This is a genomic window from Prevotella melaninogenica, from assembly GCF_013267595.1.
Classification (GTDB): Bacteria; Bacteroidota; Bacteroidia; order Bacteroidales; family Bacteroidaceae; genus Prevotella; species Prevotella melaninogenica_D.
This window is the reverse complement of the sequence record NZ_CP054010.1, coordinates 529,179-546,266: the sequence shown is the minus strand read 5'-3', so window position 1 is coordinate 546,266 and position 17,088 is coordinate 529,179. Positions and strand designations below refer to the sequence as shown.

The 17,088-nt window shown below is 39.4% G+C and carries 10 protein-coding genes and 2 pseudogenes; 7 read left to right on the top strand and 5 right to left on the bottom strand.

Translation table 11 applies throughout. From position 1 onward, the window contains the following. Window positions 1-526: 526 nt before the first annotated feature. The 3 genes and pseudogenes from FIU21_RS02075 to FIU21_RS13500 all read right to left on the bottom strand — a co-directional run. The gene (locus FIU21_RS02075) at window positions 527-1,090 is read right to left on the bottom strand and encodes a hypothetical protein (protein WP_004359665.1); all 564 of its coding nucleotides are present in this window, start codon (window positions 1,088-1,090) and stop codon (window positions 527-529) included. Window positions 1,091-2,180: 1,090 nt separating this feature from the next. Further along, window positions 2,181-2,717, bottom strand: a pseudogene (locus FIU21_RS02070) (RHS repeat-associated core domain-containing protein); the annotation flags it as partial. 471 nt (window positions 2,718-3,188) lie between these two features. Then, window positions 3,189-3,372: pseudogene (locus FIU21_RS13500) on the bottom strand (hypothetical protein); the annotation flags it as partial. A gap of 763 nt (window positions 3,373-4,135) precedes the next feature. Here FIU21_RS13500 and FIU21_RS02065 point away from each other — a divergent pair. From FIU21_RS02065 to FIU21_RS02040, 6 genes are all read left to right on the top strand, one after another. Next, the gene (locus FIU21_RS02065; RefSeq protein WP_004359659.1) at window positions 4,136-4,513 is read left to right on the top strand and encodes a hypothetical protein; all 378 of its coding nucleotides are present in this window, start codon (window positions 4,136-4,138) and stop codon (window positions 4,511-4,513) included. A gap of 206 nt (window positions 4,514-4,719) precedes the next feature. Next, complete coding sequence (locus FIU21_RS02060) at window positions 4,720-5,823, top strand: Mrp/NBP35 family ATP-binding protein (RefSeq protein WP_004359657.1); 1,104 nt, start codon at window positions 4,720-4,722, stop codon at window positions 5,821-5,823. A 350-nt stretch (window positions 5,824-6,173) separates the two neighbouring features. Beyond that, window positions 6,174-9,284: a SusC/RagA family TonB-linked outer membrane protein gene (locus FIU21_RS02055; protein ID WP_004359655.1), complete on the top strand. Its 3,111-nt coding sequence runs from the start codon at window positions 6,174-6,176 to the stop codon at window positions 9,282-9,284. Window positions 9,285-9,290: 6 nt separating this feature from the next. Next, the gene (locus tag FIU21_RS02050) at window positions 9,291-10,916 is read left to right on the top strand and encodes a RagB/SusD family nutrient uptake outer membrane protein (protein WP_004359653.1); all 1,626 of its coding nucleotides are present in this window, start codon (window positions 9,291-9,293) and stop codon (window positions 10,914-10,916) included. Between the two features lie 17 nt (window positions 10,917-10,933). Then, on the top strand, window positions 10,934-12,052 hold the full coding sequence (locus tag FIU21_RS02045) for a glycoside hydrolase family 18 (RefSeq protein ID WP_036885986.1): 1,119 nt from the start codon (window positions 10,934-10,936) through the stop codon (window positions 12,050-12,052). A 40-nt stretch (window positions 12,053-12,092) separates the two neighbouring features. Beyond that, window positions 12,093-13,238: a DUF1735 and LamG domain-containing protein gene (locus tag FIU21_RS02040; protein ID WP_004359650.1), complete on the top strand. Its 1,146-nt coding sequence runs from the start codon at window positions 12,093-12,095 to the stop codon at window positions 13,236-13,238. A 233-nt stretch (window positions 13,239-13,471) separates the two neighbouring features. On the opposite strand, the gene FIU21_RS02035 is transcribed toward FIU21_RS02040, so the two are convergent. Then, window positions 13,472-14,587, bottom strand: a complete 1,116-nt coding sequence (locus tag FIU21_RS02035) for a glycoside hydrolase family 43 protein (protein ID WP_004359649.1) — start codon at window positions 14,585-14,587, stop codon at window positions 13,472-13,474. Between the two features lie 135 nt (window positions 14,588-14,722). Continuing rightward, window positions 14,723-15,283: a hypothetical protein gene (locus FIU21_RS02030; RefSeq protein WP_004359648.1), complete on the bottom strand. Its 561-nt coding sequence runs from the start codon at window positions 15,281-15,283 to the stop codon at window positions 14,723-14,725. 345 nt (window positions 15,284-15,628) lie between these two features. Here FIU21_RS02030 and FIU21_RS02025 point away from each other — a divergent pair, with 345 nt between their 5' ends. Further along, window positions 15,629-17,086 (top strand): Sau3AI family type II restriction endonuclease, encoded by a 1,458-nt coding sequence (locus tag FIU21_RS02025; protein WP_004359647.1) that lies wholly within the window; start codon window positions 15,629-15,631, stop codon window positions 17,084-17,086. Window positions 17,087-17,088 lie beyond the last annotated feature (2 nt).

The following is a 17,088-nucleotide window of genomic DNA, read 5'->3' as shown; positions in this document are numbered from 1 at the left end:
GCTTAATAACAGTTTTTCCATTAACCCCTAATCACTGCTGTCCATTTAAAATCAGTAATTGTTCTTTGAAATAGTTGAAATATAGCTAGTTGCAAAGTTTTTCAGAGTCAACGGATTTGAATTTGTACCAAACAATACCAAACAATATTGCACAAATACCATGGTACTTACCAATAAGCATAGCTATCACTGGTAATATCACCATAAGACAACCAATACATAAAGAAAGAAAACTTGAAGGTGTTATCAATCGTCTTCCTTTCTTTGCTATACGGTATACAATGATAGCACCTGCAACAAGGGATAATAAATCCCAAATATAATCACAATACATCATATTATTTTTCGTTCTGCTTACTTCCTATATTCTCTTTTTTCGATAAATTTATCTGTTAGCCGTTCTACACCAGATAGTTTCAAATTTACACCTTGTCTTACATCCATCTTTCCAGCACAGCATCATTGTGGCATACACCATAATCATACCACCCATTCCGTGATTACCTTATTTCTATATCATCTATCGTTATAAGCGGTTTATGTGTTTTTTTGACAAGACTTTGTCTGCTCTCGAAAATGTACAATTGAGCCGATAAGTTTCTTTTTTCACAACAACTTCTCCATCTATTTCATAATTTCTATAAATTGAAATTGTTTTATCGGGATTTAGTTTATACCACATTACCTTTTCACCAGTAACATCTTCACTGATTCTAAGTTTTGCAATTATTCGATTGTCTTTTTTTGAATATGATGCAAGATAAATATTAAGCGTGTATCCATCCGTTTGACCATATAAAAGTAGCCAATAGGATTTAAAATCAACCTTCCCTATTGCGTAATATGAGAACTCATATCCAGTTGAAAGATTGATTAAACAATCATTTTTTGTTTCACATAAATACAAAGAAACTAAATAGTCAGATATCTGTTTACATTTAAACACATCATATTCATTGGGAAGTAGTATGTGCTTCTTCACTGCATATAAGTCAACAAAACCATCTCGTCTTTGCCCTAACGCATGTTGCGATAAAGAACATAATAACGCTATAACTACAACAAACAATTTAATTATTCTGTTTCTCATATCATTTCTTATTATTATTGAAACATACTTAATGTTCTATTCTAAGTTCCCTACCCATTCAAAAAATGTAGCACTCTCAGGAATATCAATGTTTTCTTTCCAGTAGATAATATGGAGAGTGGCGCACCCAATGCTGGTACCTGGTGTCGTGTTAGGATGCGGAGTCTGAGTCTATTGTCAAAAGAGCTCTTTTTCTTCATGTTCCGACCACTACTGTCCCGTTAAAGAGTACTAATAACTCTTTGAATTAATTGAAATACAGTCTTTTGCAAGAGAGAACTCGATTGTCCTCTCTTTCCAGGGTTATTTGATTACTGGTCCCGATATTAACGGGATACTGATGTGTTCCGATTCATAAGTCGTAAATGCAAACCAATTACGAATAGCTTTTATATTATATGAATGGTCATAATAAATCGTTAAGACCAATACAGGGTGTATAATAATATGATATATAGATGTAGAAAACAGATTGGAATTTTCTTTTTTTATCAGAATTCGATGCTCTCCATAATAAGTGTTTCCTGGATATACAGTATCCAGCATCTCTGTTGTGGACATCAGTAATTCTTTGTGTCCACTATAGGAAGTAAAAATTTCACTGCCCTATTTATAAAATTTAATTACTTCTCGAGACTCTTCTTCTCTTTCTTCGAAAATTGTTGTTGTGTCATTATTCTCACATATTTTATAAGATTTGACATTATCTACAGGGAGTAAAACATGTTGAGATTTAGGATTACATGATCCCCACACGCCAAGCCCTATAATCAACACACAATAATTAATAATTCTTTTTGTATTCCTTAAAGTCATGATCAAATGTTTTTTTAATTACTATTTTGTTCAATTAACTCGGATTTAGTTGCTCTATACAACTTAGTTCCCTGTAAATTAGGGTACTTTTGTATTAAATCATGATGTTCTTTCTCAGCCGATGTGCTATAATCATAAACTGTTTGCTTAAGCTCAGTAAATGCAGGGAAGAAGACATCTGACTTTTTCTACGTCTGCAACTCATATTTATCTCCTAATATTTGCATTTCTTCATGATGCGTTCGCCAGCAGTGTTGGATGTATAACAGCTCACCTTACCGTTTGCATGGACAAGGCGGTCCAAATAATCATACTCATACGTATGCGAACTCCTTCCTCCTAACTTCGCCTTGTTGAGTTTTGTTAGCGACGTTGGGTTGGCGGCATTCGTAATACCGAGGATATTATCCACAGCATCATAGCGATACTTGTTTTCCATCACAGTCAGACCATCCGCTGTAAGGTTTATCGCCTGCAGACGTTCACGCTGCTTGTCATATGTATAGGTTGTCTCCGTGCCATTACCGAACTTCGTATAGACCTTATGACCGTCTTTTGTTGTAACCTATCCTATGCATAATAACGGATTTGACGTCCCTGTTTATTGCTCGTAAGGCTCTCCACCTGTCCAGCAGTATAGTAGTGATAAGTTTCACCATTAGGATAAGTCATCGTCTGCACACGATTCCAACTGTTGTATGTGATACCATAGACATAAGTCCTGATATCTGCCACATTCGCCATCACCATACGGACAGTCTTCGTCACCTCACCCTCAGGAAAGGTACTCGGAATAGGGTACTTCTTTCAGCCGTTCATGGTCGTAAGTACAGGATGTGTAGTCCTTCTTAGCGATAGACTTTTTCAACTATGCCGTGAGTTTACTCAGGAGGTTGCTCACCGCATCGTAGGTCAGCATTTATTTTTCATTCTTAGGTTTTTCTCAATCACGAATCCTTTTGATAAATTTTAGGCAGCACAAATATAAACAAACTATCGTAAATAAAAAAATAATATCCCATAAAAAAGGCTCTATGAGTAATTTATTGTATGGAAAAGTAGAATCATACTTTGCACTCGTTAAATGGATAAAAATAAAAGGGAAGCCAATATCTATCTTCCCATCAGTAGAGAAAGAAATTATATTGAATAACAATGATAGAATATTTATCAAAGCATATAGGACAATAATCGATGCAGCATGCCTCATAATTTCTTATCTGTTTACTTTATTACTACTATTTTTTTGAGAATTATGCTAATCTACTCTGGATTAATATCAGTTCTCTATTGCAGTCTGACCGCCTGCTGTAAGGCTCTTCACCTGCAGACGTTCACGCTGCTTGTCATATGTATAGGTAGTCTTCGTGCCATTACCGAGCTTCGTATAGGTCGTATGCCCGTCTTGTGTCGTAACCTATTCTGTCAACAATAGCGCGCTGACGCCCCTGTTTATTGCTGTCCAAAAGTGTTTTTCATGCGGAGATTGTTGTGGATAGTGCCAAGGTATCAATAGAAAAGAAAACCTACCATGTTAACTATCGGGTAGCCAATCTATAACATTGTTCGTAACTTAATGAGTTGATACCTTGAAAAGAGTAGGTTGTTGGGCGTGTATTGGTTTGCGAAAAATACTTACATATTTTTGAATAAGGGCCTTAAAATAAAGGAGAAAAATAAGTATATCAAGAGGTTTTGTAACTGTCAGTAAGTCAGTTTGTTATAATGAAGCATTTTAAAAGGTGCTTAATTGGACTTCAAAAGGGCGTTAGTAAGCCTTCTAAAGGGCACCTATTGGAAGCTAATTAGGCATCTTTAAGAAGCCTAAAGAGCATGTGTTGATAATTAAGCGTTCGAAATAATTTTACAAATATAGGTGGGTTGGATAAAAAGAGGTTGCTTCCTAAGATAGAATGATGGGCTAAAGTTCTTATCTAATAAGGCACATGGAAACATAGAGGGACAGAGCTAAACGAAATATCATGGAGGTGTCAACAGTACAAAGGGTGACGGAGATGGCGATAAGAAAATAAAATGTTAAGAAACAATGTCATAGTAATAAAAACTATACATTTTGTGGTCTGATGACAAATTTGAGTTTAACGAATGAAGCCAATTTATCATACTTTGCGCAATGTATTCCTTAAGAAAAAACTTGCAGTATTGGGATTTTGTTGCTATCTTCGCAGACACGAAAGCCATCAATGGCATCTGAATAAGAATCAAAACATGGGAAGAAATAAATTCGCAGAAGACGAGATAAAAGAAATAGCAAAGCTACTCCGACTGAAGAATGCGGGTAATCGGGCGAAACAGAAATTGGTTCGTCATGACCTCCGTACAATTTATGAATTTAATATCTCTGACTTCAATGAGCCTGGTAAGGCTTTCGGTGAAGAGGAGTTACAGGATGCTATCCAACGAGGAGCTATTCAGATTCTTGATGATGCTACTATCGCTGATATGAAGGCAAAGTGTGCGCGTGACAAGGCGCGTGATGAGGCTGCACGTGAGCAGCAAGCCATTGAAGCGGGAGAGATGACCGACTGGAAAGCTGTTGCAAAGGAATGGGACGAATGGGAGAACTCGCAGAAAAGTAGTAACTAATGTGACCATTCCTTTTGTGGCATTCTTTTTGATAATATATAGGTAATATTATCTAAAAATTCAACCGAAAGAAAGATTAGATGACAGAGTTAGAGCCCTAACATAGGACTCTTGGCAGAGAAAATAACAAGTAATTCTTAACCAGACTTTTTCTATCAAAGCTTAATTTGATAGTGATGTCAAGGTTATTTATTTAAAACAGAACAATGACATTATATCCCAAACTCATTACAGATGCACTGGAGAAAGTAATTTATCCAGGAACGAAAAAGAATATTATTGAAAGTGAGATGTTGGCAGATACACCCAGCATCAATGGTAATAAAGTAAGTTTCACGCTGATTTTCCCACGTGAGACCGATCCATTCCTCAAGTCTACTATTAAGGCTGCTGAGGCTCAGATTCACTATTCTGTTGGTAAGGAAGTTGAAGTAACCATTACAACAGAGTTCAAGAATGCGCCACGCCCAGAGGTGGGTAAGCTATTGCCTCAGGTGAAGAACATCATTGCTGTTAGTTCAGGAAAGGGTGGAGTAGGAAAGAGTACCGTCTCAGCTAACCTCGCTATTGCCTTGGCACGCCTTGGTTATAAGGTAGGTTTGCTTGATACCGATATCTTCGGTCCAAGTATGCCAAAGATGTTTGGTGTAGAAGATGCTCGTCCATACGGCGTAGAAAAGGATGGACGACAGCTTATCGAGCCTGTGGAGAAGTATGGTGTGAAGTTGCTTTCTATCGGTTTCTTTGTCAATCCAGACACAGCAACCCTTTGGCGTGGAAGTATGGCAACCTCAGCTCTTAAGCAGCTTATTGCTGATGCTGATTGGGGCGAACTCGATTACTTTATCCTCGATACACCACCAGGAACCAGCGATATTCACCTGACACTCATGCAGACACTTGCTATTACGGGTGCAGTAATCGTGTCAACTCCTCAGAATGTTGCATTGGCAGATGCACGTAAGGGTATTGATATGTATCGTAATGATAAGGTGAATATCCCAATTCTCGGTTTGGTTGAGAATATGGCATGGTTTACTCCAGCTGAACTTCCTGAGAATAAATATTACATTTTTGGAAAAGATGGTTGCAAGAACTTAGCGAAAGAACTTGGATGTCCGCTACTTGCTCAGATTCCAATCGTACAGAGCATTTGCGAGAATGGTGATAACGGAACACCAGCAGCGTCACAGGTTGACACCATTACAGGTCAGTCGTTCCTCAGTCTTGCGCAGAGTGTAGTCACTGTTGTCAATCGTCGCAATAAGGAACAGGCTCCAACAAAGATAGTTGATGTAAAGAACGGGTAAACGGCATTTACGTGTTTATATATAAAAAAATAGAGATATACGTGTTGGCGTATATCTCTATTTTTTGCAATAACAAATATATTATTCACTTTTTTACAAAAAGGAGGGCTGTTTACAAATTTATTTTATACTTTTGCACTCGTTATTATGAGTTAATTGACCTAACCTATTATTCATTAATAATCTTTACGTTTATACGTTAAACAACCTGTGTAAATAAAAAATGTTTCTTTATTCATCATTACCTTACTATAATAAGGTGATAGTGGTGTAATGCAGTTGTTTATGCAGCTGTGATTAATAAGTAACAATTAGGAACCTAAAATATAAATATTTAAACCCTGAACCTAATGAGAATGATTCATGAAACAAAGCAGAAGCATCTGTATTTCTCATTCGCTTTTGCCCTTTCTATTGCGTTAGCCCCAACGAGTGCTTATGCAGTAGGAAATCCCGTAGGCTCACCTGAAGCATCAATGCCTCAGGCTGTGCAACAAAACGGCAATCACAAGGTAACTGGTCGCGTTGTTGACTCTGCTGGTGAGCCACTGATTGGTGCCACTATTATGGTGGAAGGAACCAAGGAAGGTGCTGTAACGGATATTGATGGTAACTTTACCATCAATACCACGTCAAAGGCAAAGTTGGTCATCTCTTATGTTGGCTATACTACCCAGACAATCCTTGTGGGCGACAAAACCACCATCGATGTTACGCTTAAAGAAGTAGCAAACACTATGAACGAGGTTGTTGTGACAGCCTTGGGTATTAAACGTGCTGAGAAAGCTTTGAGTTACAATGTACAGTCAGTAGGCTCAAATGAGTTGACACGTAACAAAGATGCTAACTTTGTGAACTCATTAAACGGAAAAGTAGCTGGTGTTAGCATTTCTAAGAGTGCCAGTGGTGTCGGAGGTGCTACACGTGTTATCATGCGTGGTGCCAAGTCTATCGAAGGTGATAACAACGTGTTGTATGTTATTGATGGTATTCCAATCTTCAATTTCAGTGGTGGACGCGATAGCGGTATCATGGGTGAAGGTCGTGTAAGCAGTGAAGGTATTGCCGATTTCAACCCAGAGGATATTGAGAGCATCAGCGTTTTGGCTGGTCCTTCCGCAGCTGCTCTTTATGGTAGTAATGCTGCCAATGGTGCTATCCTTATTACAACAAAGAAAGGTAAGGAAGGACGTGTAGACATTTCATTCTCAAGTTCTGCCGACTTCAGTTCACCTTTGTTGATGCCAGAGTTCCAGAATACCTATGGCAACAAGCTTGGCTCTTATGAGAGTTGGGGTGAGAAGCTTGCAACACCAAGTTCATACGACCCAAAGAAGGACTTCTTCCGTACAGGAACGAACTTCATCAATGCTTTGACATTGAATATGGGTAATGAGTTCAATCAGACTTTTGCCTCTGTAGCAACCACTAATTCACGTGGTATCGTACCAAATAATACTTACGACCGTTACAACTTCACAATTCGTAACACCACCCGTATGTTTAAGAATAAGGTGCAACTCGACCTCGGCGCATCATATATCAAGCAGAAGGACAATAACATGGTGTCACAGGGTGAGTACTGGAACCCAATCGTTGCAGCCTATCTCTTCCCACGCGGCGAGTCTTTCGAAGGTATAAAGACCTTTGAGCGTTACGATAACGTGAGAAATTTCCCAACACAGTATTGGCCAATTAGCGATAGTCGTTTTGCTAATCAGAACCCTTATTGGACTGCTTATCGTAACTTAGCACCAGATGATAAGGATCGTTTTATGTTCAATGCTGGTCTTACCTATAACATCTTTGATTGGTTGAGCGTTGCAGGTCGTATCCGTCTCGACAAGACGTTTATCACAAGCGAGCGTAAGATTTATGCTTCTTCGTTCAACTACTTTGCAAAGGAGAAGGGTGCTTATGAGTATTATGACTACAAGGACCATCAGACCTATATTGATGCTATTGCTAATATCAATAAGACCTTTGGTAAGTTTAGTCTTGCTGCCAACGTTGGTTATAGCTATTCTGACTATGCTTCTCTTACTCGTGGTTATGGTGGTAACTTAGTATTAGTGCCAAATAAGTTCTCTTTGAACAATATTAACCCAAGTGATAGTAAGATTCGTGAAGGTGGTGGTGACTCAAAGGTACGCAACGTTGCAGCTTTTGCAAGTGCCGAATTGGGTTGGAGAAGTATGGTTTATCTTACTTTGACAGGTCGTAACGACTGGAACTCACGCCTTGTAAACTCATCTGAGGAATCATTCTTCTATCCATCAGTTGGTTTATCTGGTATTATCTCAGAGATGACAAAACTCCCTTCATTTATTTCTTATTTGAAGGTTCGTGGTTCTTACACAGAGGTTGGTTCACCTGTTTCACGTTCAGGTATGACACCAGGCACTATTACAACTCCAATCGTGGGTGGTAGCTTGAAGTCTACTGATATCTATCCATTTACTGATTATAAGGCAGAGCGAACAAAGTCATACGAGTTCGGTTTGACTGCTCGTTTCTGGAAGAAGTTGTCATTCGACTTCACTTGGTACAAGTCTAATACTTACAACCAAACCTTTATCGGTGAATTGCCAGAGAGTTCTGGTTACAAGGCTGTTTACTTGCAGGCAGGTAATGTAGAGAACCGTGGTGTCGAGATGGCATTAGGTTATAACGATAACTTCGGAGGTCTGCAGTGGAACTCATCATTGGTTTATTCTAAGAACGTCAATGAGATTAAGGAAATGGTGAAGGACTACTATCATCCATTGAGTCCTAAACCTCTCAATATCCCTGAGGTATCAAAGGATAATGGTCGTGTACTGCTCAAGGTGGGCGGTTCTATCAACGATATTTATGCAAGAAAGGTATTGGCAAAGGACAATCAAGGCTTTGTAAATGTTAGTCCATCAGGCGGTATGAACTTAGAGACAGTTGAGCCTATCTACTTAGGTAAGACTACCCCAGACTTCACAATGGGTTGGAACAATAACTTCACCTATAAGAACTTTGGGCTTAGCTTCTTGATTAATGCACGCTTTGGCGGTGTTGTTACTTCTTCAACACAGGCATTGTTAGACCGTTTTGGTGTGTCTAAGGCATCAGCTGATGCAAGAGATGCAGGTGGTGTGATGATTCCAAATCAGGGCTTGTATGATGCAAAGAAGTATTATACACTTGTTGCAACAGGTGAGAACGACCTCGCAGGTTACTATACCTACAGCGCAACAAACGTTCGTTTGCAGGAACTTACTTTGAGCTATAAGTTTAATTCAAAACTGTTTAATAATGTCATTAAGGATTTGACACTTTCATTTGTGGCTACAAATCCATGGATGATTTATTGTAAAGCACCTTTCGATCCAGAGCTTACAGCTTCAACAGGTACATACGGACAGGGCAATGACTATTTCATGCAGCCAAGTCTGAAGAGTTATGGTTTCAGTGTTAAATTTAAATTCTAATTGAACATGAAGACAAAAGCATATAAATATATCGTAGGTGTCCTTGCGCTGTCCTTGTTTACGGCTTGTGACTTCCAAAAGGTAAACACTAACGAATTTGAACTCCTCCCAGAGGAGGGATTGATGGATGGTATTTCTATTGGGGGTCCTATAACCGCCATGCAGAAATGCGTCTTCCCAGTAGGAACACAGGCAGATGGTACCAGTGTTGCTAATAGATATCAAACAGCCTATAACCTTGCAGCAGATTGTTGGAGTGGTTATTTCGGTCAGAATAATAACTGGGGTGGTCCTAATAACCTCAACTATTTCCTCAAGGATGGTTGGGTAGCATCGTCTTATACCGAGTCTTACTCTACTGTTGTACCTTTGTGGCAAGACTTAAAGGGTAAGACTGAGACTCAGTTCCCAGAGGTTTTCGCCTTAGCACAGATCCTGAAAATCTCTGCATGGCATAAGGCTACCGATATGTTCGGACCTATCCCTTATAAGGAGGCAGGTAAAGGACTTATCACTGTGCCATACGATAGTCAGGAAGAAGTGTATAAGGCAATGTTCAAGGAACTCTCAGATGCTATTGAGGTGTTGACAAAGTACGCTGATAATGGTAACAGCAAACTCTTGCCAAATGCTGATGCTGTCTATGCAGGCGACGTTCACAAGTGGGTTGTGTATGCTAACTCTTTGATGTTACGTCTTGCTATGCGTGTTTATTATGCTGATGCTGCACTCTCAAAGAAGTATGCTTTACAGGCTGTCAATCATTCTTATGGCGTGATGAAGATCAAGGATGATGAGGCTAAGATGGAGAGAGGTGCAAGCTTGGAGTTCAAGAACAACCTCGATGTTCTTATCAACCAGTATAACGAGTGCCGTATGGGTTCTTCTATGTTGGCTTACTTAGGTGGTTATCAAGACCCACGTTTGCCAAAGTACTTCAATACAAGTACTGTTTCTCAGGCTGTGACTGTGGGCACATACGGAAAGTATTCAGGTGTACCAACAGGTCATGACGTAAGTTCTAACGATGCTTTCAAGGATTCTTCTCGTCCAGCTATCACAAGTACAACTCCTACTTATTGGATGCGTGCTTCTGAGGTTTACTTCCTCTTGGCTGAGGCTGCTCTACATGGATTCGCTGTGGGTGGTACTGCTGAGTCACTTTATGAGAAGGGTATCGAGATGTCATTTGAAGAGAATGGTATTGCAAGTTCTGAGGTAGCAGACTATATGTCGTCTGGTCTCAAGCCATCTGCTTACAGTTTCCATCTCACCAATCCAGGTGTGAATGTTGACGTACCAGCAGTAACAGAGGCTACTACAGCATGGAGTGGAACCGATGAGGAGAAACTTGAGAAGATTATGATACAGAAGTGGATTGCACTCTATCCTAACGGACAAGAGGCTTGGACTGAGTATCGTCGTACAGGTTATCCTAAGTTGCATAGTGTGGTTACAAACTATAGCAACGGTGAGGTTGATAGCGAGGTAGGCATCCGTCGTATGCGCTTCCCAACTAATAAGTCTACATCGGCAGAGGATATCGCCAACTTAGAGAGTGCACGCAAGCTACTTCGTGGCGGTCTGGATAAGGCTGGAACACGTTTGTGGTGGGACAATAAGAATCATTAATATCAAGCATTTTGAATATGAAAAACTTTAAATACATCAGTTCGTTGGTATTGCTCTGTGCAGGAGTCCTTTTCTGTGGATGTAGCAAGATGACAGAGGTAGAGAACGAACCTTACGATCATATCGGTGGATATAATACGATGAACAATGCTGAGAGCGAGAAGTATTATGCCGATTTGAGAGCTTATAAGCAGCAAGCTGTTAACTATGGTCGTCCTGTTGCCTTCGGTTGGTATTCTAACTGGTCGCCAGCAGGTACCTATCGCCGTGGCTATCTTACTTCTATGCCAGATAGTATGGACATTGTTTCCATGTGGAGTGGTGCACCTAACCGCTTTAATATTACACCTGAGCAGAAGAAGGACAAGGAGTTTGTGCAGAAGGTGAAGGGTACAAAACTCTTGGAAGTTACACTCTTGTCTTACATTGGTAAGGGTAGAACTCCTGACTCTGTCTATACTGCTGTTGAGAAGCAGGCTGAGAAAGAGGGTTGGGCAAACGACCAAGCTCGCGTTGAAGAAGCTAAGAAGAAGGCGCGTTGGAAGTTCTGGGGCTACGAGGGTGTTGCTGGTTCTGACAACCATAAGCAGGCTTTGGCTCGTTTTGCTAAGGCTCTCTGTGACTCATTGGTAGCCAATGACTGGGACGGTTACGATATCGACTGGGAGATTGGCAGTGGTGTCTTCGATATGGATGGTACACTCAGTACCAATGCCGACCTCGTTTACTTGGTAAAGGAGATGAACAAGTACATCGGTCCTAAGAGTGATCCAGATCACAAGGGCCACCGTCTTATCTGTATTGATGGACACTTTGGTGGACTTACTGAGGATTTAGATGGATATGTTGACTACTGGATTGATCAGGCATACGGTCGTGTAACTCATTTCGATTACTATGGTGTTGACCCAAAGACAATTATCACAACCGATAACTTTGAGTCATCTTTCAAGAGTGGTGGTCAGTTGTTAAGACAAGCCAAAAGTATGCCTTCTAAGGGTTACAAGGGTGGAGTAGGTGCTTATCGTTTCGATAACGACTATGACAATACCCCTAACTACAAGTGGATGCGTCAGGCAATTCAGATTAACCAACAGGTGTTCAAGGAGAGGATGGGGCAAACCGCTCAACCTTAACATTGTAAATCTCACATAATAATTTTAATAGAATACAAATATGAATAAGCATATTTTCAAACATATTGCTGTGGCGTTTGCCGCATGCTGTGTGGTGAGTTGCCAGGACAGTGAGAGCGATTTGTTGAAGCAGAAGGTCTATTTTGATGGTAATCTGCAGAAAGTCGAAATGCCAGACACTGGTTCAAGCTTAGATGTTGATATTGCTTCTCGCCTTTCTAATAAGCAAGGTGAGGCGGTGGATGTTTCTTATTCACTTGCCGACTCATCACTGGTTGCTCTTTATAATAGCAAGTATGGAACAGACTATGTTGCTTTCAAGCATCAGAATGTTACGTTCAGTAAGACTTCTTCAACGATAGCTGCAGGAAGCATCTACGCTGACAAGGTGTCGTTGACGCTTAATAATCTTGATCAGTTAGAGGCTGGTAAGAACTATATGTTGCCTATCAAGCTTCATTCTGCTTCTACACCTGTCATTGATGGCGAGGACGTTGAGTATATTGTTTTGGCTAAACCTGTCAAGATTACGAAGGCTGGTGATTTCTATAACAAGTATATCTCTGTGAAGTTCCCTGCTGGAACCTACTTTAAGTCATTTACTTACGAGGCTTTAGTTCATTCTATCTGGTGGGGCAGCAACTGTACCATCATGGGTTCTGAGGGTCTGATGATTTTCCGTGTTGGTGATGTTGGTGGTGGAATCTCTGCTGGTATTCTTCAGATAGCAGGTAGACAGCACTACGAAGCACCTGAGAAACTTCAGATTTATAAGTGGTATCATGTGGCAGTAACCTTCGATCAAGCAACGGGTAAGACCGTTATGTACCTTAATGGTACGAAGTGGGCGGAGTCTGCATGGAACATCTCTGGTTTCGATCCTAACGCTGATGTTGGCTTCAACATTGGTAAGATTCCGGGCTTCCCTTGGGGTGAGCGTCCATTCTATGGTTATATGAGTGAGGTTCGTGTATGGAGTGTTGCTCGTACCGAGAATCAGATTAAGCAGAATATGTTAGGTGTTAATCCTAAGTCTGACGGCTTGGAACTCTATTTCAAGATGGATGGCTCAGAGACCGTAAATGGCAATAAGATTAAGGATGCTGCTAAGGGTATCGAGTGTACCACTGGTGGTCTTGAGTTTGCTACTCTTGCTCAGCCTGTTACAATGAAGGATCTTCAATAAGGTTATGCCATAAAGAAATTGTATATAAAAGAGTCGGACAACGGTGTCTGACTCTTTTATTCTTTGATTTTTGAGGTTTGACCTATGACCTTTGATCTTTGAAGTTTGAAATTTGATTTTGACCTTTCCAACATCGGTAATCATAATTATGACGTACTGATAAGAACTTTGTTCGAATAATTCTGAATTATCAAAGTAATCATAATTTTGAATTCTGAATTCTGAATTCTGAATTACTTCTGTATCACTGGCTTTCCCTCTTCAAAGCGAATGGGTAACCAAAGATGTCTACTATCACTCAGCTGCTTTGGGTTCCATATATCCGCCATAAAAACATACTCTGCACCACCAAACAATTTCTTCGCTGCTGTCGTCTCAATCTTATAGATATATGTACCCTGTGCACCAAAAGTCTTGTCAGCACCATCGCCACGGCAGGGGTTAGGCAATTGTTCCCATGGTCCAAAGATATTCTTTGCACGGAACATTCGAGCAGCATTTGGTGCCCAACCAGTGCAACCGCTTGTTATCATCCAGTATATATCGTCTTTCTTGAAGATTGTCGGAGCCTCATTCTGACCTCCTGCTGCAACACGTATAAACGTACCATTATGTTGCATATAGTCGTCAGTGAGCTGTGCAATATGTAGGGTGAGGTTATCCTCCGATGAATAGATATGATATGCCTTACCGTCATCATCGACAAAAATCGTCATGTCACGTGACATCTGACCGCCTTCCAAGTCACGCATAAAGAACATTCCACGCTCTATCTGTTTGTACCAAGCAGGCGTCCACCATGCTTTATCTTCTGGCTCATGAAGCCGCTGTCGTAAGTCTGTTGTGTCAGTCTTTGAGAAGCCTATTGGATAGATTCCTGCATTGACACGTCCCGACCGCACAAAACGGAATGGACCAAGTGGTGTGGCGCTCACTGCAACTCCAGCACGAGCTGCCCCATAGCCACGTCCTTTCAACTCCAAGTGGAACCACATCACAAACTTCCGTGTCTGCTTATTATATAACACCTTTGGTCGCTCAATGATACAGCCTCCTTCGATGTCGCTACCTGCTTCATTGCTCACAGGCAGCACCAGCCCCCTGTTCGTCCAGTTCGTTAGATTCTTTGATGTATAACAGCTGACTCCCAGCGAGCTATATGGCTTCCCATCCGCTGAACGGCTCTCACCATACCAATAATACGTATCCTTATAGCGAATGATGTTTCCGCCGTGTGCATTAATATGTTTGCCCGTGCTGTCCTTCCATTCGCCTCCTATCGTCGGTGCTTGCGCATGAATAGTAAGCAACGACATCATTAGCATCAGTAATAACAATATCTTTTTCATTCTTTTTGAAGCAAATTGATGAATGAGTTTTCTGTTGCAAAGATAGCCAATTCATGGAAGGAATGCAAAGAGTTAAAGCGTATAAATATATGTAGTATGCAAGTTCTTTTATATCATAAAGGTTAATACCAACTATTAGTAGATTCTTTTGGGAGTCTTAACGTTTATGTTTCTTCTTTTCTTTATGATATTTATTAAATAGTCTGCTGTCTCTTTGGGAGTGTTTTTTACGTTGAAACTATCTGCTATAATCCATTCCCCATCAGTTAATAGATAGGTTTTATAGATTGCGTTACTATTTGGTTGAAACTCATCTTCAGCGTTTTCCTTTATCATACTCTTTTTAATACAAATAGAAAAGATATAATATTGTTCTCTTTTCGCATTGAGATATTGTTCTATCTCTTTGGTGTACAGATGTATCCGCTCACTATCTTTGCCTTTCCAAAATCCTTTTTTATTATATACATCCCAATATTGACGTTCTCTCTCTGTACGCCCAAGGAAATAAACTGTATATAAATCTGTTGCATTCTCACCAGAGAAGTAAGGCAACAACGTCTTCTCACCGTCCGATAATAATAGGGTAGAAGTTCTGTTTTGCTTATTCAGAAAGTCTATTTCCTTTTGACTTTCACACCAACCAGATGCCAAGCTTATCAAAATCAGAGAAAAGATTAAAGTTATATGTTTCATTTCTGCTTTTATTATAAGATTACATTTTATGGAGGTATATTGATGAATATTTCTTCTCCGATGCAAATATAGTCATAATCAACTAATAATCCACGAACAAAGATAAGTTGTTTGTAACTTGTTTATAAAAGACTATTCCAAGAAACTCCCTTACGTTAGAATTACAAGTTTCTATCCTAGTATAGGTGTCTATATCTATGCCGAATAGTATATGGCTAATATAGATTTTAAGATTAAATCTTGGTTAATGATCTAAAATTTGTGATCAAAAATAAACTAATTAAACCAATAATACAATACGTTTATAAAAGTTTGTATATTTGTGAACAAAAGATCAAGTCATTAATGGAAAACCTTGGGTACGATAAGACAAGTATTGCCTCAATCTTTGAATATAGTAAAAGATTGATAGGGCATTCATTGAATGAAGTTGTTGATAAATCATTATTTAAGGAGCTGAATCTACAAGGACAAGGCAAAGGTGGTCTTGGACAGATGATAGAAAAATACTACTTCAAGTATGATATTAACAACGACCCTACTCCAGATTTTCAAGAGGCTGGATTAGAGCTGAAAGCAACAGGCTTAAAGAAAAACAAAGGTGGAGAATTACAGATAAAAGAACGATTAGTTTGTGATATGATAGATTACTGTTCTGTTGTTAACGAGCAGTTTGAAACATCTCTCTTTTATCTAAAGTGTCGTATAATGTTACTTATATTCTACCTTTATGAAAAAGGTGTAAGTAAGTGGGATTTACGATATATCTATACGGTAATTTGGCAATTACCAGAAAAAGACTTGTTAATTATAAGACAAGATTTTGATACTATTGTCAATAAGATTAAGAAAGGTGAAGCTCACGAACTGTCAGAGGGAGATACTGATTACCTTGCTGCATGCCGTAAAGGAAAAAAAGGAGAAAAAGATAGGAAACAGCCTTTTTCTGATATCCCTGCACCAAGACGTGCCTTCTCTTTGAAGCCAGCTTATATGCGTACGATACTTTCCTACGTGAAAGATCAGAAAAGGAGTGATGTCAGTAATATAGAGATTCCCTCAATAGCTACAGGGCTTGTGTCAGAAACTGATTTGAAAGGAGACACCCTAGAGGGCATTATATTGAAAAGAATTAAACCTTGGATAGGAAAGTCTGTTCAAGATATTATTGATTATTACCAGCCAGGTTTGATGGTTAATGCAAAAGATATCAATTATGTGGTATCATGTTTGATAGTCTCTGATGGTAAATTTAACGGACGTGGTAAGCAACATATAGAAAAGGCAGATGAATTTGTTAAATCAGGTTTAAGGCTGAAGACAATACCGGTATTTTCAAACAATAGACTTAAAGAGGCTATGTCGTATGAGAATATTGATTATGAAGAGTTATACAATAATGATAATTGGTTTGATTCAACAACCTATGAACTTTTCTCTAGCAGATTCCTCTTTATGGTTTTTCGTCATCCGAATATTCAGTCAGGAAGTTTCCACTTTGATTATGGACCAATGATTTTAGAAAAGGCTTTCTTTTGGACTATGTCTCAAAAAGACTTAAAAATAGCAGAGGAGTACTGGCTAGACATCAGAAAACATGTACTGAGAAATGAAATAGGACTTGATTACTTTTGGAAAGCTGGTTGGAGTAATAAAAACGGCAAACACTTTCATGTCCGTCCAAAGGGTACAAAAAACAGTTATCTTGGCGCTGCAGATAATCCTAATGGAGGAAAAGCGGATAAATACTGTTATTGGTTTAACAAAGAATACGTAACAAACATTATTGAAAATAATAAATAAAT

Bases quoted from the DNA above. Each gene is read 5' to 3' on its own strand.
- FIU21_RS02030 (WP_004359648.1), bottom strand. From the start codon at position 15,283: ATGAAACATATAACTTTAATCTTTTCTCTGATTTTGATAAGCTTGGCA.
- FIU21_RS02025 (WP_004359647.1), top strand. From the start codon at position 15,629: ATGGAAAACCTTGGGTACGATAAGACAAGTATTGCCTCAATCTTTGAA.
- FIU21_RS02045 (WP_036885986.1), top strand. From the start codon at position 10,934: ATGAAAAACTTTAAATACATCAGTTCGTTGGTATTGCTCTGTGCAGGA.
- FIU21_RS02035 (WP_004359649.1), bottom strand. From the start codon at position 14,587: ATGAAAAAGATATTGTTATTACTGATGCTAATGATGTCGTTGCTTACT.
- FIU21_RS02040 (WP_004359650.1), top strand. From the start codon at position 12,093: ATGAATAAGCATATTTTCAAACATATTGCTGTGGCGTTTGCCGCATGC.
- FIU21_RS02075 (WP_004359665.1), bottom strand. From the start codon at position 1,090: ATGAGAAACAGAATAATTAAATTGTTTGTTGTAGTTATAGCGTTATTA.
- FIU21_RS02050 (WP_004359653.1), top strand. From the start codon at position 9,291: ATGAAGACAAAAGCATATAAATATATCGTAGGTGTCCTTGCGCTGTCC.
- FIU21_RS02065 (WP_004359659.1), top strand. From the start codon at position 4,136: ATGGGAAGAAATAAATTCGCAGAAGACGAGATAAAAGAAATAGCAAAG.
- FIU21_RS02060 (WP_004359657.1), top strand. From the start codon at position 4,720: ATGACATTATATCCCAAACTCATTACAGATGCACTGGAGAAAGTAATT.
- FIU21_RS02055 (WP_004359655.1), top strand. From the start codon at position 6,174: ATGAGAATGATTCATGAAACAAAGCAGAAGCATCTGTATTTCTCATTC.